This is a genomic window from Bradyrhizobium lablabi, assembly GCF_018129385.1.
In the GTDB taxonomy this organism is placed as follows: Bacteria; Pseudomonadota; Alphaproteobacteria; order Rhizobiales; family Xanthobacteraceae; genus Bradyrhizobium; species Bradyrhizobium lablabi_C.
Genome location: NZ_JAFCLN010000003.1, coordinates 105,664 through 127,362, shown reverse-complemented (window position 1 = coordinate 127,362; position 21,699 = coordinate 105,664). Strand labels below are relative to the sequence as shown.

Here is a 21,699-nt window from a genome sequence, read left to right as displayed (position 1 = left end):
TGCAGGGGATGTCAGCAAAATCTTCCATTCTGGCCTTGAGCGGGAGGCTCTTTTGCTGGAGAAGGGCGTGCGGCGTCCTGACGCGCCAGCCGTGCGCGTGCCTCCCGAGGTCTACTGGGCAACGACAATAATGGATGCACTCAATCCCGACTCCGCGTTGAAGCCGGAAGCCGATCCCGAGCCGGGGCTCGACCGGCACGCCCATCGCAATCTCCTGTTGCTCACCTGCTGCCAGGCGGTCGGCCAGTCCTGCAACACCATGATGTTCGCGGCGACGGGGCTGTCGGTCATCACGTTCTATCATCGTCCTGATCTGGCCAACCTGCCGGTCACCATGCAGCATCTCGGCGTGATGATCTGGGTGTTTCCGGCCGCGCTGTTGATGCAGCGGATCGGCCGCAACATCGGTTTTCGCGTCGGCTCGCTGTTCGGCATGGCGGGCGCCACCGTGATGTGCACCGGCCTCTACACCGCCAACTTCCTGGTGATGTGCCTCGGCGGCCTCATCCTTGGCTATGCCGTGTCGTGTCTTCAGATGTATCGCTTCGCTGCGGCGGAGCTGGTGCCGGTCAGCTACCGCGCCAAGGCGATCTCGTGGGTCACCGCCGGCGGCGTTGCGGCCGCCGTGATCGGCCCCAGCCTCGTGCGCGTGACGCACGATCTGGTCATGCCGCTTTACCTTGCGACCTATGCCGCGATCTTCGTGCTGCACGTGATCGTCTTCACGATCATGTCCTTCATCAACTTCCCCTCGGTCGCTTCATCAGCCGCGGCGGCCGGCCCGGCAGAATCCGCCATCCCGCCGCGTCCGCTGTGGGAGATCGCCAGTCAGCCGCGCTTCATTGCGTCCGCGATCGCCGGCATGCTGGCATTCGGCACCATGTCCTTCATCATGAGCGCCTCGCCGCTCGCCATCGTCGGCTGCGGATTTCCGCATGCGGAAGCCCATTGGGTCATCTTCATGCATGTGCTCGGCATGTTCGTGCCGTCCTTCTTCACCGGCAACCTCATCAACCGGTACGGCGTCACCACGGTGATGTCGGCGGGCATCGTGCTGATGCTGGTTGGCGTCATCACTGCGCTGTCGGGGATAGACGCGTGGAACTTCCGCATTGCGCTCACCGTCAACGGCGTCGGCTGGAATTTTCTGTTCGTCGGCGCCACCGCGCTGGTGACGACCTGCTATCGTCCCAACGAGCGCGGCAAGGCCCAGGCGCTCAACGACCTCTTGGTCTTCAGCACCACCGCGACGTCAAGCTTCATGGCGGGCTTTTTGCAGGACCGCTGGGGCTGGCAGCCGCTCAACTGGTTTTCCGTGCTGCTGATGATGGCCGCGGCGGTCGCGGTGATCTGGCTGCGCTATCAGCGCGCGTCGCTGAGCCCGGCGCATTAGTCCAGTTCGAAGTCTGATCGATCCTTGCAGCGTCAAGGGCCTTCATGGTTCGAGACGCGCGAAGATGCGCTCCTCACCATGAGGGTCTCAGACCTCATCCTGAGGAGCGGCCGCTTGGCCGCGTCTCGAAGGATGAAGCCACAAGCCTGAAAAAATAGACGCTATTTTGCAAACGGATTCTGCCATCCGCCGCGCCCGGCAGGGGCGCGCGGCGGGTAGGCCGTCTCGAGATAGCCGAGCACAACAGCGCGGTCCTTGTCCTCGAGCGGCGGCATGTTGTGGCGGCGGATCATCAGGTTGATGGAGTCCTCCCACTGCGCGCGTGTGAGACCCTGCGCCGCCACCAGCTTGAAGCCGTGGCAGGCGGTGCAGGTATAGAAGGTCTCGTCGCGGCCGGGGCCGGCGACGAATTCTTCCGGGCTTTCATCGCGCGGCGTGAACGCGGTTTGCGCAAACGCCGGCGCGATCCACAGCAATCCCGCCAGCAGGGCCGGCGCTCCACGCAGCCTCATCCGACCAGCACCGCGACGCGATGCATGGCGTTGCCGCCATAGCCTTGCGGATTCCACAAGCCCGCCTGATGCGGTTGCATCACTCCCTTGGAGTCGGTCGCGCGTGTCCAGATCTCGAAATAGCCGTCGGAGGGCAGCTTCAGCGTCGCCGTCCAGCGCTGCCAGTCATATTTGTTCTTCGGCTTTTCGAGCACCGCGCGTTGCCACGTCGCGCCGGAATCGATGGAGACGTCGACCTGCTTCACCGTAAGCTCGCCCGCCCATGAGGCGCCGCGCAGCTTCAGCTCCTTGGTGCCGGCTGCGAATTTGGCGCCATTGGCGGGGCTGGTCACGATCGAGCGCACCGGCATCGATTCCAGGATACGGAAGTTGGCGGGGTCGCCCTTGTCGCCCGGCACCATCGGCTTGATCGGCGTGCGATAGGAGAATTCCGTCATGCCCGGGCCGTCATGCTCCTTGTCGCGGATGGTGATCTTCGTCAGCCATTTCTGCGAGGCCGAGCCTGGCCAGCCGGGCACGATCAGGCGCACCGGGCCGCCATGGATGTTCGGCAGCGGCTGGCCGTTCATCGCCCAGACGATCATGGTGTATGGATCGAGCGCCTTCTCGATTCTTACGCCGCGCGAAATCGTCGGCTTGGCCGCATCGCCCGACAGATGCAGGTCGGCGGCGTAATGCGCGGTGTATTTTGCGCTTTTCTTCAGGCCCGCGGCCTTCAGCACTTCGGCCAGCGGCACGCCGGTCCACTCGGCGCAACCGGCGCCGCCATTGGTCCACTGGTTGCCGCGCGCCGGCGGTGAGAACGCGCCGCGGCCGTTGCCGCCGCATTCCAGCACCATCCGCCGCGTCACCGGCTTGTATTTCGATTTCAGTTCGCCCAGCGTGATCTCGAGCTTGTTGTTGACCTCGCCGTCGATCGTGATCTTCCACGCATCGGGATTCTTCGCTTCTTCGGGAAGCTGACCGTTGTTGCGGATGAAGAATTTTTCGATCGGCGTGGTCTCGTCGTCGAGCAGGCTTTCCGGCGTCTCGGCCACCAGCGGCTTGTCGCCGAGCACGACGAGTTTTTCGTTCTTGCCGGGGAATTTCAAATGTTGCGGTCCCTTCGGTGCGGCAGGCGCGGCGGCCTGCGCATGGGCTTGCGGAATGCCTCCGCCATTGCCGGAGGGCAGGATGCTGCCGATGACAGCGCCTGCCGTGGCAAGCGCCGTGCCGCCCAAAAATCCACGGCGGCTCGCGCCGAATCCAGTCTCAACGTCATGCGCCATGGTTTCCTCCCCTTGCGCCAATCCAGCGGATTACGTCCGCTTTCGAGGCGAGTATTTTCGCTTTCCGCATTGGCGGCAAGGGGTGTGGCGCGGCATCCACCGCTCACGGCGAGGGGCGGCCTTTCGCCGCGCTGAAGGGCGACGCTAATTACCGGCTTCGAATGAGCAGGAGGCGCCGCCGCCGTCCTTCTGCTTGATGGCGGCGATGTCGAGGGTGCAACGCAGCTTTGACGCGCCCGCAATGTTCGATCCGGCAGCGCCCTCGGGAGCGACGCCCGCGAGCGCCATGGTCGCGAACAGTTCATTGGCTTCGCGTCCTTTCAGGGCATGCGTGCCGTCCTTGAACGACAGCTCGCAGGAGCGCGACGTCAGGTCGACATTGCTGGTCCGGCACGTGATCTTGTCGGCGGTGACGGAAATCTTCTTTGCCGCGACCTTGCCGCTCTCGCCGTCGAACAGCGCGGCGACCGTCACCTTGTCGAGCGCCGACAGGTCCGGCGAATAGGGCGCGATCAGCGCGGCCACTGCCAGCGCCGGCGATCCCGAGGAGGATCCCGCGAGCGCCGTGGAGATGCAGGCGGCCGACAGGGAAAGGGCAAGTGCGGCGATGCGGGCCAGCTTCATCTTCGTTTCCTTTGTCTCAATCGGCTCATCTTACATGCGTTCCCGAACGGCAATATGAAGTTTGCGTCATCTGCAAGCCGCGGTTCACGTTCGATCACGGAACGCTGAATCACGCGTCCGAAAATGCCAAGACGGTTTTGCCTGACTTCGCCAGACTAGGCGCGGCGAACAGAGCAATTCACGGCGTAGGCAAGCCATGTCTCGCAATTCTTCCTGCAATTTTCTGGTGGCGTCCTGGGGAGGCCCGGGCCATCTCGGCCCGACCCTGACCGCAGCGCGGCAATTGCGCGAAAGTGGCCATGATGTCAGATTCATTGCACGCGCAGACGCGCGCGAACCGGTGGAGGCCGCAGGCTTCGGCTTTGCCACCTGGCAGCGAGAGCCACGCTTCTCGCCGATTGCGCAGGGCGGCGAGCCGTTTGAAATCGCGTGCGATGAACTCCTGTTTGGCCCGGCCGCCGCGCGCGGAGCTGATACGCTGGATGAAATCAGGCGCGCCCCGACCGACGGATTATTGACCGACAGCGCCTTGTTCGGCTCCGTGCTGGCCGCCGAGGCCGCGCGCATTCCCTGCGCGCTGCTCTCGCCCACAGTCAGCATACGGCCTTTGCCCGGCATACCGCCGGTCGGCAGCGGCTTGTCCGCACCGCGCACACTCGGCGAGCGCCTGCGGGTCGAAGCTTCGACCAGCCGGTTCATCGCCGTCATGAACGAATGGCTGCCGATGCTGAACGAGGCGCGCGCCAGCCTGCAGCTTGCCGCATGCGGCGATGTGCTGGACCTGTTCGATCGGCCCGCCCGCCTCCTGATCGCCATGAGCGCGGCATTTGATTTTCCCGCCGACCGGCTGCCCGGCAACGTTCGTTATATCGGCCCGCTGCTGGATTTATCGGATTGGTCGAAGCCGTGGACTTTCCCCTGGTCCCGAACGTCCGATCGTCCTCGTGCACTGGTTTCCTTCAGCACGACGAATCAGGGCCAGGCCGACGCGCTGCAACGCGTCGTCAACGCGATCGGGCGCATCGGGATGGAAGCGGTTGCAACGCTCGGGCCGGCTCTTGACGGCGTCTCGCTCCACGCGCCGGCGAATGTGACACTATTGCCCAGCGCGCCGCATGATGCCGTCATGAAGGAAGTTTCGCTCGTCGTGACCCATGGCGGCCATGGCACGGTGAGCCGGGCGCTGTTGCACGGCCTGCCGCTGTTGGTGATGCCGATGGGGCGCGATCAGGGCGACGTCGCAGCGCGCGTCGAAGCCTGCGGCGCCGGCTTGACCCTGGCGCCATCAGCCACCGAAACGGAAATCGCTGCTGCGATCGGCCGATTGACGGAGGATCCTCGGTATCGCGCCGCAGCCCGCGACTTGAGCGAAATTTCCACGGCCGAGGTCAGCAAGCAAAGTCTTGTGAGCGAGCTGGAACAGATCGTCCAGGCGAGCGCGGCATAACTCTTCCGATGATGACCGGCCGTGCGGCATTTGTCCGCATGTCGAGCTGCGACTGGTTGCGTTTTCCGCATGCCGGACAAGCCCTGCATGGCGTCGGCCGCCCTTGCGCTTGGCCGCCATCGGCGGCACATTTGCCGCTGCGGCAGCGCGCCGCCAATAACGACGTCCGAGGAAACCACTCCGGGGAAACAACGATGGTCGCCATGCGCATCGACTGCGACATCCACCCGGCGGTGGGCGGAACGCGCACGACGCTGCTGCCCTATCTCGACGATCACTGGAAAGAGCAGGTGGTGAGCCGCGCCATCGACGGCCTCGACCTCAATTCCTATCCGCCGAACATGCCGTTTTGCGGCCGCACCGACTGGCGGCCGGAGGACGGCAGCAAGCCGGGGAGCGATCTCTCGATGGTGCAGCGCGGCGCATTCGACCAGTTAGGGGCCAGCCACGCGATCTGCAACGTCGTCTACGGCGCGCAGGCAGTCTACGATCCCTACATGGCCGCCGGCTTCTGCAAGGCGATCAACGACTGGATCACGGCCGAATGGCTCGATAAGGACAAGCGGCTGCGCGCCTCCATCGTGGTACCGATCCAGGCGCCGGATCTCGCGCTGGAAGAGATCGAGCGCCGCGCGTCCGACGACCGCTTCGTCTCCATCCTCGTGCTGTCGCAGGGCGAGACCTTGCTCGGCCGCCGCCATTACTGGCCGATCTATCAGCTCGCGGAAAAGTACAAGCTGCCGCTCGCGATCCACGCCGGCAGCGCCTATCGCACCGCGCCGAGCTCGATCGGCTGGCCGTCCTATCGCTACGAATACTACATGGCGGAAGCGCAGGCGTTTCAGGCGCAAATTCTGAGCCTGATCTATGAGGGCGTGTTCGGCAAATATCCGAACCTGAAAGTCGTGCTGATGGAATCGGGCGTGAGCTGGCTGCCGGCCTTCATGTGGCGCGCCAACAAGACCTGGCGCGGCGTGCGGGTCGAGGTGCCCTGGGTCGAGCGCGAGCCGGCCTCCATCATCCGCGAAAATTTTCGCGTCACCATGCAGCCGTTCGACGCGCCGGCCGATGCGACCGCCGTCGAGGATATCATCGACCAGATCGGCTCGGAGAAGATGTTCCTGTTCGCGTCCGACTATCCGCATTGGCAGTTCGACGGCGACGATCCGGTGCCGCCGAACCTGCCGAAGGGCCTTGTCGCGCGGATGTGCGCCGACAATCCGCTTGAAACCTTTCCTCGGTTGAAGCTGAATTAAGGAGGTTCGCATGAGTGACGTCATCGACCGTCCCATCCTCGAGCAGGAAAAGACCGCGGCGACGCGGCTGCGCATCATCGATTGCGACGTCCATCCGAGCATTCACGCGCATAGCGACCTCAACGAGTTCCTGCCAAAGCGCTGGCAGGAGCATCTGAAGACCTATGGCAGCCATCTGCGCACGCCCTATATCGGCACCACGCCTTACCCGCGTTCCTCGCCGCTGATCGCGCGGCGCGATGCCTGGCCGCCGACCGGCGGGCCGCCGGGCTCCGATCTTGCTTTCATGCAGAAGCAGCACCTCGATCCGCTCGACGTCGAGTTCGGCATTTTGCAGGTGCTCGACCTCTTCATCTTCTCGCAGCAGAACCTCGAATTCGGCGCGGCGATCAGCCGCGCCATCAACGATTGGCAACTCGAGTTCTGGTCACGCCGCGATCCGCGCTTGAAAGCCTCGATCCTGGTCGGGCAGGACGACACGGCGCTTGCCGTCGCCGAAATCGAGCGCTGCGCCAAAATCGGCGAGCACATCCAGATCAACGTCTCTCCGCGTGCCAACGAGCCGCTCGGCCGTCGCCGCTACTGGCCGATCTACGCACGTGCGCAAGAGCTCGGCCTGCCGCTCGGCATCCATGTCGGCGGCTATGGCGGGCACGCGCCGACCGGCGGCGGCTGGCCGTCCTATTATTGTGAGGAGCATCAGTCGAACGCGCACACGGTCGCGTCGTCGCTCACCAGCCTGGTGCTCGAAGGCATTCCGGAACGCTTCCCGAAATTGAAGATCGTCTTCATCGAGGGCGGGTTCGGCTGGATCCCATCCACGATGTGGCGAATGGACCAGCATTTCGAGAAATTCCGCGACGAGGTGCCACATCTGAAACGAAAGCCGTCCGAATATGTGAAGGAGCATTTCTGGTTCACCACCCAGCCGATCGACGAGCCGGACGAGGCAAAACATCTGCGCTCGCTGATCGAATGGGTCGGCATCGATCGCCTGCTGTTCTCGTCGGACTATCCGCACTGGGACTATGACGACGCGCGCTTTGCCTTCAAGACGCCGCTGACGGAGACCGAGCGAAAGAAAATCTTCAACGCGAACGCGCGAGCAGTGTACAAGTTCTGATGACCCGTCACATCGTCGCGCGTACCTCGGACATTCCTCCCGGCGGCAACAAGGTTGTCGGCGTGGAAGGCCGCGACATCGTGATCTTCCACGTCAACGGCGAATTCTTCGCGCTGCTCAACCGCTGCCCGCATGAAGGCGCGCCGCTGGAAAAGGCCGCCTGCGTCGCGCGGCTGACCTCGCCGGAGCCGGGCGTCTATGTCCGCGACCGCGTCGGCGAACTGCTGCGCTGCCCGTGGCATGGCTGGGAATTCGACATGCGCAACGGCCAGTCCTGGTTCGATCCAAAACGCTTCAAGGTTCGATCCTACCCGGTTGCCGTTGAGAGTGGCCAGGAGCTGCAAAAAGGGCCATACGTGGCCGAGACCTTTCCCGTCCATGTCGAGGACAGCTACGTCATCATCGAGACGTAGCGCGCCCCGCCATTCCATCCCCCGTCATCTCATCGAGGAGAGTATTCCATGACGCATGCCATCCGCTTTCACAAAACCGGCGGCCCCGACGTTCTCGTCTGGGAGGAGGTGCAGGTCGGCAAGCCCGGACCCGGCGAGGCGCGCATCCGCCACACTGCCGTCGGCCTCAACTTCATCGACATCTACAACCGCACCGGCCTCTACCAGGTGGCGCTGCCGAGCGGGCTTGGCGGCGAGGGGGCCGGCGTGGTCGAGGAGGTCGGCGCCGGCGTCACCGACCTGAAGCCCGGCGACCGCGTCGCCTATGGCAATTCGCCGCTCGGCGCCTATTCCGAAGCGCGGCTGATCCCGGCCGATCGTCTGCTGAAACTGCCCGACGGCATCGACGACAAGACCGGCGCCGCCATGATGCTAAAGGGCCTGACCGCGCAGTACCTGATCCGCCAGACCTATCGCGTGAAGGCCGGCGACACCATCCTGCTGCATGCCGCCGCCGGCGGCGTCGGCCTCATCCTGTCCCAGTGGGCAAAGCATCTCGGCGCCACCGTGATCGGCACCGTCGGCAGCGAGGAGAAAGCCAAGCTCGCAAAAGCCCATGGCTGCGACCACACGATCAACTACACCAAGGAAGATTTCGTCAAACGCGTCGACGAAATCACCGGCGGCAACAAGTGCCCCGTGGTCTACGATTCCGTCGGCAAGGACACGTTCCTGAAATCGCTCGACTGCCTCGCCCCGCTCGGCGTCGTCGCGCTGTTCGGCCAGTCCTCCGGCGCGGTCGAGCCGTTCAATCTCGGCCTGCTGGCTGCCAAGGGCTCGCTCTACGTCACCCGCCCGACGCTGTTCACCTACGCCGCCAAGCGCGAGAATCTGGTCGCGATGGCGAACGAATTGTTCGACGTGGTGAAATCGGGCGCGGTGAAGATCGAGGTGAACCAGACCTATCCGCTGAAGGACGCCGCAAAAGCCCACGCCGATCTCGCCGCGCGCAAGACCACGGGGTCCACCGTGTTCACCGTTTGACATCGCTAAGTAGTCGAAAGCGATCTATTGAAAAGGTCGTCATGGCCGGGACAAGCCCGGCCATGACGAGAATAACTGCGCAATCCAGTTAGTCCGCAAGCCCCTTGATCGTCGCCTTGACCAGGGTCGCGATCTCGTCGCGCAGCGCAGCGACCGGCACCGCGATCAGCTTCTGCTCCAACCCAAGGCTCACCATGCCGTGCACGGCGGCAAACAGGCTGCGCGCGGTGATGCTCAGCTCATCCGCACTCCATTTCGGAAACAGCTTTGCCAGCGGATGATAGATGTGGCGGAACAGGTTCATCTGCTCCTCGACCGCCCATTCCGGCACCGGCTTTTCCGGCGCCATGCGGTGCTCGAACAGCGCGCGCCATAGTTCGAGATTTTCCGCCGCGAAATCGCAATAGGCGACTGCGATGCGCACCAGCGTTTCGGCCGGCGAGGGCGCGCTGTCGCTTTCGGCCGCACTGAGCGCGGCGTCGAGCCGTGCCAGCGTCCGCGAGCCCACGCGCAGGATCAGTTCGTCCATGTCGGCGACGAGATTGAACACCGCGCCGTTGGCGACACCGATTTCGCGCGCCAGCTCCCGGCTCTTCAGCCCGCTGAGACCTTTCGCCGCAACCATCCGCTCGGCCGCGGCAACCAGCTCCTCGCGCTGTTTCTCTCGCCTTTCCAATGTCTTAACCATTCGTTCACCGTTCTTATGAGCGTCGCTCAAATAATTCTTGAGCAATGCTCAAAATATGCTACGTTCCCCTCATGAGCAATGCTCATAGCAGGGAGCCACCAATGTTCAAGACCGTTTTGACACTTTTCCGCGGCGGCATCGCCGTCGCCGAGGAGCAACTGGAAGACCGCACTGCGCTCGTCATCCTCGACCAGCAGATGCGCGATGCGGCGGCGGCCGTCGATCGCAGCAAGCGCACGCTGGCGCTGGCCATTGCGCAGGACCAGCAGGAAGGCCGCCGGCTGGAAGCCACCAACGCGCGCATCGCCGATCTCGAAGTCCGCACCACCGCGGCCCTCGACGGCGGCCGCGAGGACCTCGCCCGCGAGGCGGCGCAGCAGATCGCGGGTCTCGAAGCCGACCGCGACGCCGCGATGACCGCGCGCACGCTGTTCGCCCAGGAGATCACGCGGCTGAAGCGCCATGTCTCGAACGCGGAGGCCCGCCTTACCGAACTCGATCGCGGCCGCCGCATCGCGCGCGCCTCGGAAGCCGTGCGCAACCTCCGCCGCGGCGGCATCGAAGCCGCGCGGCCCTACGAGTCCACGCTGCCGGAAGCGGAGAACACGCTCAAGCGCCTGCGCGAGCGGCAGATGGAAGCCCAGGCCGCCGACGAGGCGCTGATCGAACTCGACGCCGCGAGCGGCCCGCTCGCGACCGCCGAGAAACTCGCCGAACAGGGCTTTGGCCCCCGGATCAAATCAACCGCGGACGACGTGCTCGCGCGGCTGAACGCCAAACGCACGCAGACCACCACCTGAACCACGCAACTGTTGAATTGAAGTTGAAACCTTAAACCCACATCACAAGGAGAATTGCCATGAACACCAATCATCCCGTCGCCGCCCAGCACAGCCCCGCTTGGGTCGCCTTCACCTACATCTCGTTCGGCGCCTCGGCCTTCATGGTCGGCATCGGCATCTGGCTGCTGCCGCTCGACCTGGCGATCAAGGGCTACCTCACCATGGGCTTCCTGATGCTCACCCAGTCCTGCATCACCATGACCAAGACGATGCGCGACAACCACGAGAGCGGCAAACTGGTCAACCGCATCGAGGACGCCAAGGCCGAGCGCCTCCTGATGGAAGTCGAGCGCAGCTCGCGCGCGGCGTGAAGTTGAAGGGAGGTGAGTAGCGGGGCGGCGGGCGGTGATCTCCAGCCGCCCGCCGACCGCTGCACCGATCAGGCAATTGCGACATCTCACAAGGTTGACGTCGATGAAAAGAGCTTTCGTGTTTCTGGTCGCAGGTCCCTCGGTGGTTGCGCTTATTGCCGCGCTGACAGTGGTTTCCGCCGGCGGCCCAAGCGGCTTTGCCTCATTCCTTGCAACTATATTCTTCCTCTTCACCTTCGCTGTGGCGGCAATGGCCGTGACCATCGACGGGGCGTTGTCTTGCGATTTCTCAATCCCGCTAAGGGCGTCCCTGACAGCGATCATCGGCGCTGCCGCTTCCTTCACCTTGGCCTCCTATCTGTTTCATTGCCTTTTGCCGCCATTGGTATTGTCGCTTTTCGCGCTTTGCGGAGCCGTCATTATGGGTGCGTGCTCGCTGCTCGCGCATGATTACGGCGGCCGGCAGCGAGCCGCCGTCGCATCGGCGGTCTGATATGATCTGGCTAGCCAGAAAGTTTGGCTGGCTGCTGTGGTTCGTGGTTCGACTGGTATCAGCCTGGGCGACAATCGTAATTCTCGTGGGCTACGGTGTCGGCCTTTGTGTTGAAAAGCTCCTGCCTGTCGTCTTCTTCCGCGTCTAGTCGCGCCGTTCAAACATCATTTACCGTTCGCCAAACCATTCCCCTCCGCTCAAACCTCCTTAAGATAGACCATGCACACATCTTCCCCGGCAGCGGGCAGGCGGCATGGCGTCCTTGTGGGAGCAGATTCGATCGTCGGTCGCGCGATTGCGCAGCCTTACGACGTTCTGGCTGAACGCCTTTTCGCAGCAAACCATCGATCTCAGCCTACGCACCCATGCTAACCTCATCACGCGGATCGTCGAGCGGCCCGGACTTTCGCTATCGCAAGCCGAGCTCGACGAACTGGTCGCGCAACTGCGCATCGTCGCCGGCAAGACCTTGCCGGCCGGCAGCCTCACCTACGGCATCTTTTCCGGCGAGCGCGAGCGGCTCGCGCGCGCCATCGTCACGCTGATCTCGGAGGAGGCGACCGGGCACCCCATCGCCTTCAACGCGCTCTCGGTGATGCCGGTCGAGCTTGATGGCGAGCCGGCCGAGGTCACCCATCTCGGCCTTGTGATGGTCGATCCCGACGTGCAGGGGCAGGGGCTGTCCTGGGTGCTCTATGGCCTGACCACGCTGGTGCTGTTCATGCGCGACGGCCTGCGCCCGCGCTGGATCTCCAACGTCACGCAGGTGCCGGCGGTGTGCGGCATGGTCAGCGAAACCTTTTCCGACGTGTTTCCGTCGCCCGATCCGGCTTCGCGCCAGAGCTTTGCGCATCTGCAACTCGCCCGCCACATCATGCGCCAGCACCGCGCGGTGTTCGGCGTCGGCGAGGAGGCCGGCTTTGACGAAGCACGCTTTGTCATCACGAACGCCTATACCGGCGGCTCCGACGCGCTGAAGAAGTCATTCGACAGCGCGCCAAAGCATCGCGACGAAAAATACAACGAATTCTGCGCCGGCGAGCTGGACTATGCCCGCGGCGACGATCTCCTACAGATCGGCCGCGTCGATCTCACCGGCGCGCGGCGCTATCTCTTCCGCGAGGTGCCGTCCGGCTCGCTACCCGCGTTGCTCGCGACCTCCGCCGTGCTCGCGCTACAACGCCTCGTGCTTCCGGCCGTCCACTGGATGGACGACACCCGCACCTTCGGCACGTTGCGGCCGCGCCACGGGAGCGGCCGATGACGCCCAGCGTGATCGCCGATTCCATCGTCAATCTCTGCGGCGCGATCGGGCTATCGGTCGCCATGATCGCGCTCTACCGGCGCGATCCCGGAGGTGCGCTGACGAAACGCCTGCTGTTCCTGCTCGGCGTGGTCGCCGTCCTGTTCTTCACACGCGGCCTTGCATGGTGGAGCGGCGCCGTGCTGCTCGATCGCCTGTCGCTGATCCCTGCCGCCATGGTGCCGCTCGGCGCGCTCGTCGTCACCGAAGGGATGTTGCGCCGTCATGCGCCGCGCATCGTCAAGCGGGTGGCGTTATGGGGCGCGATTCTGCTTGGCCTGGCCGGCGCGTTCGGGCCGGAGCGCTTTGCGTCGCTTCAGTCCATCGCGCTGTCGCTGTTCCAGCTCGCGGGCTTTGCGATCTGCACGCTCCTGCTGGCCAGGCGCGACCGCGCCTCGCTACTGGCCTCGGAAAACCGCAGCATCGACCGCCTGGCGGTTGGCGCGCTGCTCATCATGCCCTTCGTCATCACCGATTTCCAGGCGCTGGCGCCGGATATGCCGGTGCGGCTCGGTGCGCTCGGCGCACTGCTCGTCGTCACCGCCGTGCTGATCGCGGGCGGCAGCACCGAGACGCGGCGCGAGGGCATTTTGCTCACTGCGCTGCGGTTATTCAGTTCGGCGCTGCTCGGCATCGCCGCGGCCTGCGTCGCGCCGGATGTCGATGCCGCGCAAGTGATGCGGTTTGTCGCCATCGCCATCGCCGGCGTGCTCACCATCGGCCTGATGACCGACACGCTGCGGGCCCTGTTCGAGGCGCAGGAGCCGGGCGTGCTCAACTCCGTGGCGGCTTCTCCCGCCGCCACGCGCGATCAATTGATAGCGGAACTGGCGCGCCATCCGCTGTTCGAGAGCGCGCGGCGGCTCCGCGAAGCCGAACTTGCGGCTTACGATCCGCCGCGGCTGCGGGAGTTCCTGAGTTCGCGCCGGGTTCTGCGGCAGCCGCAAGCGCCCTGGGGCCTGTCATCGGCCGATCCCGCGGTCGAGCGCCTGCTCTCCCTGATGGTGGCCAACAACGCCACCCACATCATCATCCTGTCGCACGATCCCGTGGATTTGATTGTGCTCGCGGTGCCCGTGATCTCGGCCGATCCCGCCACCGAGACCGCGCTGGCGCTGGTGCGACGTATTCTGGCATCTACCCCGGAAACCGTCTAATCCTGCCTTCAATTGCGCGACATTTGCGTGCTATAGAGCATGATCCGGAAAAGTGGGTGCCGGTTTTCCCTCGCGACAAACGCGAAGCGTTTGCGCGGAGATCATGCTCAAATAAAAGATAGAGCGGGATGACGATTCGCAGAAAAGTCATTCCGCTCTGGACGGCCCGGCCCGATTTCAACACAGGTATCATTTCAGATGTCAAAACAATCGATGCGCGAGGAGGCCGAGCGCATGATCCGCGAGGCGATGGAAAAGAAGAGCCTCGTCGTCAAGCAGGGCAATACCCGCATCGAGGCGGTCTGCGGCAAATGCGGCGCGCCCAACCGCGTGCAGGCGGCGAGGGGAGAAACCCGCGTCAAATTCGCCTGCAAGAATTGCGGGCACAAGCAGGAGACACTGTAGCTTCCGGCATGCACGCCCTGCGTTCCCGTCCGCGCGGGGCGCATTGCCTCCCCCGCGATGAACCGGCTACATAGCCGGACATCAATCAAGAATATTCAGGGCAGGCATGAACTTTCCAAAACTGTTTTCACCGCTCCAGATCGGTCCCTATCAGCTCAAGCATCGTGTAGTTCTGGCGCCGCTCACCCGCATGCGGGCGGAAAAGCCGTCGCTGGCGCCGCGGCCGCTCAACGCCGAATATTATGCGCAGCGCGCCACATCAGGCGGCCTGCTGATCGCCGAAGCCTCGCCGGTGGCCAACACCGCCTTCGGCAGCCCGGGCGTGCCCGGTATCTATAGCGAGGCGCAGATTGCGGGCTGGCGCAAGGTGGTCGACGCCGTGCATGCGAAGGACGGCATCATCTTCCTTCAGCTCTGGCATGTTGGCCGCGTGTCGCATTCTTCCTTCCAGCCCGGCGGCGCGCTGCCGGTGTCGGCTTCGGCGGTTGCGATTTCATCGGAATTCAAGGCCTCGACCGCAGACGGCAAGCTCGTCGACTACGAGACCCCGCGCGCGCTCGAGACCGCTGAAATTGCAGGCGTCGTCGATGCGTTTCGCCACGCCGCAAAGAACGCGCTGGCAGCCGGTTTCGACGGTGTCGAGATCCACGGCGCCAACGGCTATCTGCTTGAGCAGTTTTTGCAGTCGCGCAGCAATCTGCGCACCGACCGCTATGGCGGCTCGATCGAGAACCGCGCGCGGCTGCTGCTGGAGATCACGCAAGCCTGCACCGAAGTGTGGGGCGCGGGTCGCGTCGGCGTGCGGCTGTCGCCCTACGGCATCGCCAATGGTTCGGGCGAGCCGGACCCGATGCCGCTCTATACCCACGTCGTGCAGGCGCTCAATCCGCTCGGCCTCGCCTATCTGCATTTCATCGAGCCGCGCTCCAGCGGCGCCGGCCGCGCCGAGGTCAACTGGACCAACGTGCCCTCGGCCATGGTGCTGTTCCGCCCGATCTGGAAGGGTGTCCTGATGACCGCCGGCGGATTTTCCGGCGAAGCGGCGGAGGCCGCGATCGCCGAAGGCCACGCCGACGCCGTCGCCTTCGGCCGCATCTTCATCTCCAACCCGGATTTGCCGCGCCGCCTGCAACGCGGCTTTCCGTTGACGCCCTACAACCGCAAGACGTTCTATGGCGGCGATGCGGTGGGGTACACGGATTATCCGGAGCACAATGAGTTGGCGCAGGCGTAAGCCTCACCCTCAACCGTCATTGCGAGGAGCGCAGCGACGAAGCAATCCATAGCGCGGCAAGCGGAGAGATGGATTGCTTCGCTTTGCTCGCAATGACGGTGGAGAGATCGAACGAATATGGCCAAAGCAGCACCCGCCGCCGGCATCGCCTCGGGCCAGTGCCTGTGCGGAAAAATCGCCTTCGAGATCGACGTGCCCGCGCGCTGGGCCTGGCACGATCATTCTCCCGCCAGCCGCCGCGTGCACGGCGCGGCTTACGCCACCTATGTCGGAAGCTGGCGCAAGCGCTTCCGCATCACGAAAGGCAAGACCGCGATCGCGCGCTACGAGGACGCCGCGACCAAAACCACACGCAGCTTTTGCAGCGCCTGCGGCACGCCGATCGCTTACGAGCGCGCCCGCTCGCCGCACATGGTCAATATCCCGCGCGCGCTGTTCTCGGGTCGCACCGGCCGCCAGCCGCTCTACCACATCGCCATCGAGGAATTGCAGGAATGGGCCTACACCGGCGAGCCGCTGGTGCCGCTGAAAGGCTTTCCCGGCGTAGTCTGGCAACGCTCGAAAAAGAAGAAGCGCACGGGCGATGATCCCTTCGAACTCGCGCGCGGCGATCTCTGAAGTATTCTCGTGCCCCGGCCGCAGCGCAGCACGAAGTGATGCGCTGCAGAGCCGGGGCCCATCGTTGTTGAAAGCAGGTGTGGGTCCCGGCTCTGCGAAGCAGCGTTGCACGCTGCATCGCGTCCGGGACACGAGATCACCCGCGGCCCACCGCAAGCCGCATGAAACTCATCAGGCTGCCCACGGCCGCAAATCCCGCGCCGAGCGCCAGCGCGATCGTCGCCCCTTCCGTGCCGGCAAGACCGAAGCACAGCGCCGTCAAGGATGCGCCCAGCGTCTGTCCGGTGAGGCGGGCGGTTGCGATGATGCTGCTGGCGCTGCCGCTGCGCTCCGGCGGCGCGCTCGACATCAGCGCCTTCAGGTTCGGCGCCTGGAAGAAGCCGAAGCCGGCGCCGCACACGATCATGCGCCAGACGATGTCGGTCACCGTGGGATTGGCGGGCAGCGTCGCCAGCAGCACCATGCCGACACCGAGGATCACGAGACCAATGCCGCCCAACATTCCCGGCGCGTAACGATCGGATAGCCGTCCCGCAATCGGCGCCATGATGCCGACGATCAGCGGCCATGGCGTCATGAACAGCCCGGTCTCGACCTGCGAGCGATGCAGCACGTGCTCGAAATAAAACGGCAGCGAGACGAACGCCAGTCCCTGCACCGTGAACGAGCAGACCGCGGTCGCTGCCGACAGCGCGAACAGCGGACGGCGGAACAGGTCGATCGGCAGCATCGGCGCCGGGTGACCGGCGTGCCGGCGCATCGAAAGCCAGCCGAATGCGATGGCCGCGGCCAGTGCGATGATAACCAAGCCGATATGCGCATCATGCCCGGCGCTGCTGAGACCGATAATGAAGAAACCCAGACATCCGGATGCCAGAGCCGCGCCGAGAAAGTCGAACCGGTGTGTCGCGCGTGGCGTCGCCGGCAGCGTCTTCAGGCCGATCGCGATGGCCAGCACGCCGATCGGTACGTTGATCGCGAACAGCCACGGCCATGGTCCGAGCGCGAGGATCGCGGATGCGACGGTCGGGCCGAGCGTCGTTGCGGTTGCGACCACCAGTGCGTTGTAGCCGAAGCCGCGGCCCATCAGCTTGCTGGGATAGACGAAGCGCACCAGCGCGCCGTTGACGCTCATTAATCCCGCGCCGCCAAGTCCCTGGAGCGTGCGCGCTACCAGCAGGCTTTCCAGCGACCACGCGCAGGCACAGGCAAATGAGGCCAGCGTGAACAGCGCAAGGCCAATGAGATAGATGCGGGCATGGCCGGCAATCTCGCCGAGCGCGCCGAGCGGCAGCACGGTCGCCACCAGCGCGATCTGGTAGACATTGACGACCCAGATCACGTCGGCCGGGCTGGTGCGGAGATCGGCGGCGATCGCCGGCAGGGCGATGTTGGCGATCGCGGTATCGAGCGAAGCCATCGACAACGCGGTGAAGATCGCCAGGATCGCCCAGCGCCGCTGCTCCGGCGGCAAGCCATCGGGCGCGGATGGCTGTTGCAGCGAACTCGGTCGTTCCAGCATGGCGGGCGGTTGCTCCGGCGGATCATGCGCGCCCCGGCCGCGCGGCTTGTGGGAACGGTTAGCAATCAAAGGGCAGGCGGCACAAGTGCACAGCCGCCATTATCGGTGCAGGGCAGCCATGAGCGCCGTCCATTGCAACAAGCGCGCTACATCAGCCACAATGGCGCATCTCGACGGCAACAGCCGCGGGCTGGAGGAGATGTATGAAAAATCGCATTACCGGGCGCTCGGCCTTTCTCGCTTTGTTGAAGGACGAGGGCATCACGCATCTGTTCGGCAATCCCGGCACCACCGAATTGCCGATCATGCATGCGCTGAAGGACCATCCCGATCTCACCTATGTGATGGCGATGCAGGAGAGCCTGGTGGTGGCGATCGCCGACGGTTTTAGCCGCGCCTCCGGCAAGCTCGTTGCCTGCAACGTCCATGTCGCGCCTGGTCTGGGCAACGCGATGGGCTCGCTGTTCAACGCAAAGTTTACCGGCACCCCGATGATCCTCACCGCGGGCCAGCAGGAGCAGGGCCATGGCCTGATGGAGCCGGTGCTGTACGGCCCGCTGGTGCAGATGGCCGAGCCGCTGGTGAAATGGGCGGTCGAGGTGACGCGCCTGGAAGATTTGCCGCGCATTGTGCGCCGCGCTGCCAAGATCGCGACCACGCCGCCGACCGGACCGGTGTTCATCTCGCTACCCGGCGACATCCTCAATGCCGAGGCCGGCATTGAGCTCGGCCGCGCCACCCGTGTCGATGCCCGCGTGCGCCCCTCGGATGAGGCATTGCAGGCGCTGGCCGCGCGCATTCTGAAAGCGGAGCGCCCGGTGATCGTCACCGGCGACGAGATCGTCAAGAGCGATGCTCTGAAAGAAGCAGCCGCGCTCGCCGAAACGCTCGGCGCGCCGGCCTGGCAATGCTCGACGCCGTACGGCGCGCAATTCCTGTCCGAGAGCCCGTGCTTCATGGGCGCACTGACGCGTTTGCAAAAGCAGGTACGCGAGACGCTTCAACCCTATGATCTCATGATCGTGCTCGGCGCCGACCCCTTGCGGATGTCGGTCTACAGCGAGGTCGATCCGATGCCGGACAGCCTGTCGATGGTGCAGGTTGGCCTGGTCGATTGGGACCTTGCCAAGAATTACGGCGCCGAGATCGCATTGAAGGCCGATGTGAAGGAAACGCTGCGGGCGCTCGTGCCGGCGCTGAAATCCGCCGGCGGCGCCGCGCTGGAGGCGCGCGCCAAAAAGGGCATCGCCGAGTTGGCGTCGAAGAACTGGACCGCCAAACGCAAGGCCATCGTCGAACAGATTTCGAAAGCAAAGGACCGCTCGCCGATCGATCCGGACTGGCTGGCGCTGCAATTGGTCGAGGCGCTGCCCGGCAACGCCATCCTGGTCGATGAAGGCCTGACATCGTCGCGCCACATCACCGCGCTGCGGCCGCACCAGGACCGCTACGGCTATCACGCGCTCGCCTCCGGCGGCATCGGCTGGGGCCTGCCGGCTTCCGTCGGCGCGAGCCTTGCGAATCCCGATCGTCCCGTGGTCTGCTTCTCCGGCGACGGCTCCTCGATGTATTCGATCCAGTCGCTGTGGACGGCGGCCAACCACAAGCTGCCGCTGACCTTCGTGATCGTCAACAATGGCGGCTACCGCATCATCAAGCAGCGCCTGCTCGCCTTCCATGGCGACGACCACTATGTCGGCATGGACTTTGTCGACCCTCCCGTGGATTTCACCGGCGTCGCAAAGTCGCTCGGGCTTGAGGCGATCAAGGTGACCGATCCCGGCGCGCTGAAGAGCACGCTGTCATCGGCCTTCAGCCGGCCGGGGACGAAGCTGATCGAAGTGGTGGTGAACAACGCGGTGAATTAGCCCAGCCGTCATTGCGAGCGAAGCGAAGCAATCCAGCTTTGCCGCAACAAAAAAGCTGGATTGCTTTGTCGCGGAGGCTGTCATCGGGCGCGCATTCTCGCGACCCGTCGGCTCCTCGCAATACGAACTGTGACAAATTCAACACGACGGGCAAATCAGCAAAACCTGTCCAGCCCCCGCCGCAAAAATATTCCTCTTGCCAAATTCCGAAAATCAGAAGTATGGTCAGGCGTCTCATCCCGAGGAGGGGCGTCGGCCGTCGTCACTGAACGTTGGGATGGGATTGCGATGGACGCGTCGGTTCAGCAGACGACTGGGCAAGCGCGTACGGCGAAGTCGTGTGGTCCTGGCGCCGCTATGCAGGCGTCAAGTCTTGCGGAGCAATCCGCTGATGACGGTGACAACAAAGCGCTCTCACCGGGGAGATCACGTATAAGCCGTAAAGCCATTGCGCAGGGGATGTCGGCGTGTTCACCGCTTCACCTGTATGCTCGTGTGCAGTTTTTTATGCGCAAGCAGCGCACACGAGACCTCGGGTGCAGCGCGCACCCGGCATTCCCTGCGCCCTCTATCGTTAGAGGCGCGATGAACTTGAATAGCTCGGGCGAAAACACGTCGCGAGAGTGCGAACGCACGCTCTCTCCCCACGTCGTCCCGGCGAACGCCGGGACCCATACGCCGCGGCGGATGTTGTGAGAAAATACTGGTCGACGCTCTGCTAACCCAACGACGTCCTGTGGTTATGGGTCCCGGCGTTCGCCGGGACGACGCGCCGATAGAGCCGGGGGCTCACTCCGCCGCCTTCGCCGCCACGCCCGGCCTATGCCGCGCCGCCGGGTGCTGCGCATCCACCCGCGCACGTCCCTTGCCGAACAGCTTCTCGCGCAGCGTGCCTTCCGTATACGCCGCCTTGTACCGTCCGCGCTTCGTCAGCTCCGGCACCAGCATGTCGGCAATATCCTCGAAATCGCCGGGCGAGACTGCAAACGGCATGTTGAGCCCATCCACATCCGTCGCCTCGAACCACGCCTCGATCTCGTCCGCGACCTTCTCGGGCGTGCCGACCACCACCGGGCCGATGCCGCCGATGCCGACATGCTGCGCCACCTCGCGCACGGTCCACACCCTGTCAGGATCGGCGCGGGTAATGTTGTCCATCGCGGTACGGCCGGCATCGTTCTGCACGTGGCGCACTTGTTGATCGAGGTCGTAGGTCGAGAAATCGACGCCGGTCCAGCCCGACATCAGCGTCAGCGCGCCTTCCGGATTGATATGGCTGCGGTAGTCCTCGTACTTTGCCCGCGCCTCCGCCTCGGTACGGCCGAGCACCACCGTGAACATGCTGAACATCAAAATCTCGGCCGGATTGCGTCCCACCTTCGCCGCTTGTTCGCGGATCGCGGCCACACGCGGCCCGATGATCTTGGCCGAAGGCCCCGACATGAACACGCATTCGGCATGCTCTGCCGCGAACTGCCGGCCGCGCGGCGAGGTGCCGGCCTGATACAGCACCGGCGTGCGCTGCGGCGACGGCTCGCTCAGGTGAATCGCGTTGAGGCGATAGTTGCTTCCCTCATGCACGATGCGATGAACCTTGGCGGGATCGGCAAAGATCCCGCGCGCGCGGTCGCGCAAGACAGCGTCGTCCTCCCAGCTTCCTTCCCAGAGCTTGTAGACGACTTCCATATATTCATCGGCGATATCGTAGCGGTCATCATGCGCGGTCTGCTTGTCCTTGCCGGCACCGCGCGCGGCGCTGTCGAGATAGCCGGTGACGACGTTCCAGCCGATCCGCCCGTCGGTGAGATGATCGAGCGTCGACATGCGCCGCGCAAACGGGTAGGGCGGCTCGAAGGAAAGATTGCTCGTCACGCCGAAGCCGAGATGCTTCGTCACCGCCGCCATCGCGGGGATCAGCATCAAGGGCTCGTTGGCCGGCGTCTGCGTCGCATGGCGCACGGCCGCGTCGTGGCTTCCGCCGAATACGTCATAGACGCCGAGCACGTCGGCCAGGAAAAGCCCGTCGAACCGCCCGCGCTCCAGCGTTTTGGCCAGATCGATCCAGTACGGCAGCCTGTTGTATTTGGCGGTGCGGTCGCGCGGATGCGTCCACAACCCCGGCGACTGATGCGCCACGCAGTTCATGGCAAAGGCGTTGAGGCGGATTTGCTTGTTCGTTCCCTTGGGCATGGCTCTGGG

21 protein-coding genes are annotated in these 21,699 nt (G+C 64.4%); 15 read left to right on the top strand and 6 right to left on the bottom strand.

Features of this window, described 5'->3' with window-relative positions; genetic code table 11:
• Nucleotides 1–67 precede the first annotated feature (67 nt).
• Nucleotides 68–1,393 carry an MFS transporter gene (locus JQ628_RS07275; RefSeq protein ID WP_212221378.1) on the top strand — a complete coding sequence of 442 codons (1,326 nt, stop codon included), beginning with the start codon at nucleotides 68–70 and terminating at the stop codon, nucleotides 1,391–1,393.
• Between the two features lie 161 nt (nucleotides 1,394–1,554).
• Here the strand turns inward: JQ628_RS07275 and JQ628_RS07270 are convergent, their stop codons facing one another.
• The 3 genes from JQ628_RS07270 to JQ628_RS07260 form a co-directional block, all read right to left on the bottom strand.
• A complete protein-coding gene (locus JQ628_RS07270) occupies nucleotides 1,555–1,905 on the bottom strand; it encodes a hypothetical protein (RefSeq protein WP_212221376.1) in 351 nt (116 codons plus the stop codon).
• Entirely contained in the window at nucleotides 1,902–3,173 is a 1,272-nt protein-coding gene (locus tag JQ628_RS07265; RefSeq protein WP_212221374.1) for a molybdopterin-dependent oxidoreductase, read from the bottom strand. The genes JQ628_RS07270 and JQ628_RS07265 overlap by 4 nt, the downstream gene beginning before the upstream one ends.
• Nucleotides 3,174–3,317: 144 nt before the next feature.
• The gene (locus JQ628_RS07260) at nucleotides 3,318–3,797 is read right to left on the bottom strand and encodes a hypothetical protein (protein WP_212221372.1); all 480 of its coding nucleotides are present in this window, start codon (nucleotides 3,795–3,797) and stop codon (nucleotides 3,318–3,320) included.
• A 226-nt stretch (nucleotides 3,798–4,023) separates the two neighbouring features.
• Between JQ628_RS07260 and JQ628_RS07255 the strand changes: the two genes are divergently transcribed.
• The 5 genes from JQ628_RS07255 to JQ628_RS07235 all read left to right on the top strand — a co-directional run bounded on the left by JQ628_RS07255 (nucleotide 4,024) and on the right by JQ628_RS07235 (nucleotide 9,059).
• The gene (locus JQ628_RS07255) at nucleotides 4,024–5,244 is read left to right on the top strand and encodes a glycosyltransferase (protein ID WP_349628031.1); all 1,221 of its coding nucleotides are present in this window, start codon (nucleotides 4,024–4,026) and stop codon (nucleotides 5,242–5,244) included.
• A 194-nt stretch (nucleotides 5,245–5,438) separates the two neighbouring features.
• Nucleotides 5,439–6,500 carry an amidohydrolase family protein gene (locus JQ628_RS07250; RefSeq protein ID WP_212221368.1) on the top strand — a complete coding sequence of 354 codons (1,062 nt, stop codon included), beginning with the start codon at nucleotides 5,439–5,441 and terminating at the stop codon, nucleotides 6,498–6,500.
• Nucleotides 6,501–6,510: 10 nt separating this feature from the next.
• A complete protein-coding gene (locus JQ628_RS07245; protein ID WP_212221366.1) occupies nucleotides 6,511–7,623 on the top strand; it encodes an amidohydrolase family protein in 1,113 nt (370 codons plus the stop codon).
• Nucleotides 7,623–8,036, top strand: a complete 414-nt coding sequence (locus JQ628_RS07240; RefSeq protein WP_212221364.1) for a Rieske (2Fe-2S) protein — start codon at nucleotides 7,623–7,625, stop codon at nucleotides 8,034–8,036. Before JQ628_RS07245 ends, JQ628_RS07240 begins: the two co-directional genes overlap by 1 nt.
• A gap of 48 nt (nucleotides 8,037–8,084) precedes the next feature.
• On the top strand, nucleotides 8,085–9,059 hold the full coding sequence (locus JQ628_RS07235; protein ID WP_212221362.1) for a quinone oxidoreductase family protein: 975 nt from the start codon (nucleotides 8,085–8,087) through the stop codon (nucleotides 9,057–9,059).
• An 88-nt stretch (nucleotides 9,060–9,147) separates the two neighbouring features.
• On the opposite strand, the gene JQ628_RS07230 is transcribed toward JQ628_RS07235, so the two are convergent.
• Complete coding sequence (locus JQ628_RS07230) at nucleotides 9,148–9,747, bottom strand: TetR/AcrR family transcriptional regulator (protein ID WP_212221360.1); 600 nt, start codon at nucleotides 9,745–9,747, stop codon at nucleotides 9,148–9,150.
• A 101-nt stretch (nucleotides 9,748–9,848) separates the two neighbouring features.
• Between JQ628_RS07230 and JQ628_RS07225 the strand changes: the two genes are divergently transcribed.
• The 8 genes from JQ628_RS07225 (at nucleotide 9,849) to JQ628_RS07190 (ending at nucleotide 16,110) form a co-directional block, all read left to right on the top strand.
• The gene (locus tag JQ628_RS07225; RefSeq protein WP_212221358.1) at nucleotides 9,849–10,547 is read left to right on the top strand and encodes a PspA/IM30 family protein; all 699 of its coding nucleotides are present in this window, start codon (nucleotides 9,849–9,851) and stop codon (nucleotides 10,545–10,547) included.
• A gap of 59 nt (nucleotides 10,548–10,606) precedes the next feature.
• Nucleotides 10,607–10,900: a YiaA/YiaB family inner membrane protein gene (locus JQ628_RS07220; protein WP_212221356.1), complete on the top strand. Its 294-nt coding sequence runs from the start codon at nucleotides 10,607–10,609 to the stop codon at nucleotides 10,898–10,900.
• 118 nt (nucleotides 10,901–11,018) lie between these two features.
• On the top strand, nucleotides 11,019–11,393 hold the full coding sequence (locus JQ628_RS07215) for a hypothetical protein (RefSeq protein WP_212221354.1): 375 nt from the start codon (nucleotides 11,019–11,021) through the stop codon (nucleotides 11,391–11,393).
• A gap of 253 nt (nucleotides 11,394–11,646) precedes the next feature.
• On the top strand, nucleotides 11,647–12,657 hold the full coding sequence (locus tag JQ628_RS07210) for a hypothetical protein (protein ID WP_212221352.1): 1,011 nt from the start codon (nucleotides 11,647–11,649) through the stop codon (nucleotides 12,655–12,657).
• Complete coding sequence (locus JQ628_RS07205; protein WP_212221350.1) at nucleotides 12,654–13,853, top strand: hypothetical protein; 1,200 nt, start codon at nucleotides 12,654–12,656, stop codon at nucleotides 13,851–13,853. Before JQ628_RS07210 ends, JQ628_RS07205 begins: the two co-directional genes overlap by 4 nt.
• A 198-nt stretch (nucleotides 13,854–14,051) precedes the next feature.
• Nucleotides 14,052–14,258: a hypothetical protein gene (locus JQ628_RS07200; protein ID WP_212221348.1), complete on the top strand. Its 207-nt coding sequence runs from the start codon at nucleotides 14,052–14,054 to the stop codon at nucleotides 14,256–14,258.
• Between the two features lie 106 nt (nucleotides 14,259–14,364).
• Nucleotides 14,365–15,492, top strand: coding sequence for an alkene reductase (locus JQ628_RS07195; RefSeq protein ID WP_212221346.1), 1,128 nt, complete (start codon nucleotides 14,365–14,367; stop codon nucleotides 15,490–15,492).
• 117 nt (nucleotides 15,493–15,609) lie between these two features.
• Nucleotides 15,610–16,110: a GFA family protein gene (locus tag JQ628_RS07190; protein ID WP_212221344.1), complete on the top strand. Its 501-nt coding sequence runs from the start codon at nucleotides 15,610–15,612 to the stop codon at nucleotides 16,108–16,110.
• Nucleotides 16,111–16,246: 136 nt separating this feature from the next.
• Here JQ628_RS07190 and JQ628_RS07185 read toward each other — a convergent pair whose 3' ends face one another.
• The gene (locus JQ628_RS07185; protein ID WP_212221341.1) at nucleotides 16,247–17,632 is read right to left on the bottom strand and encodes an MFS transporter; all 1,386 of its coding nucleotides are present in this window, start codon (nucleotides 17,630–17,632) and stop codon (nucleotides 16,247–16,249) included.
• 203 nt (nucleotides 17,633–17,835) lie between these two features.
• Between JQ628_RS07185 and JQ628_RS07180 the strand changes: the two genes are divergently transcribed.
• Nucleotides 17,836–19,500, top strand: a complete 1,665-nt coding sequence (locus JQ628_RS07180) for a thiamine pyrophosphate-binding protein (RefSeq protein WP_212221339.1) — start codon at nucleotides 17,836–17,838, stop codon at nucleotides 19,498–19,500.
• Nucleotides 19,501–20,289: 789 nt separating this feature from the next.
• Here the strand turns inward: JQ628_RS07180 and JQ628_RS07175 are convergent.
• Complete coding sequence (locus JQ628_RS07175; protein ID WP_212221337.1) at nucleotides 20,290–21,690, bottom strand: LLM class flavin-dependent oxidoreductase; 1,401 nt, start codon at nucleotides 21,688–21,690, stop codon at nucleotides 20,290–20,292.
• Between the last annotated feature and the right edge of the window lie 9 nt (nucleotides 21,691–21,699).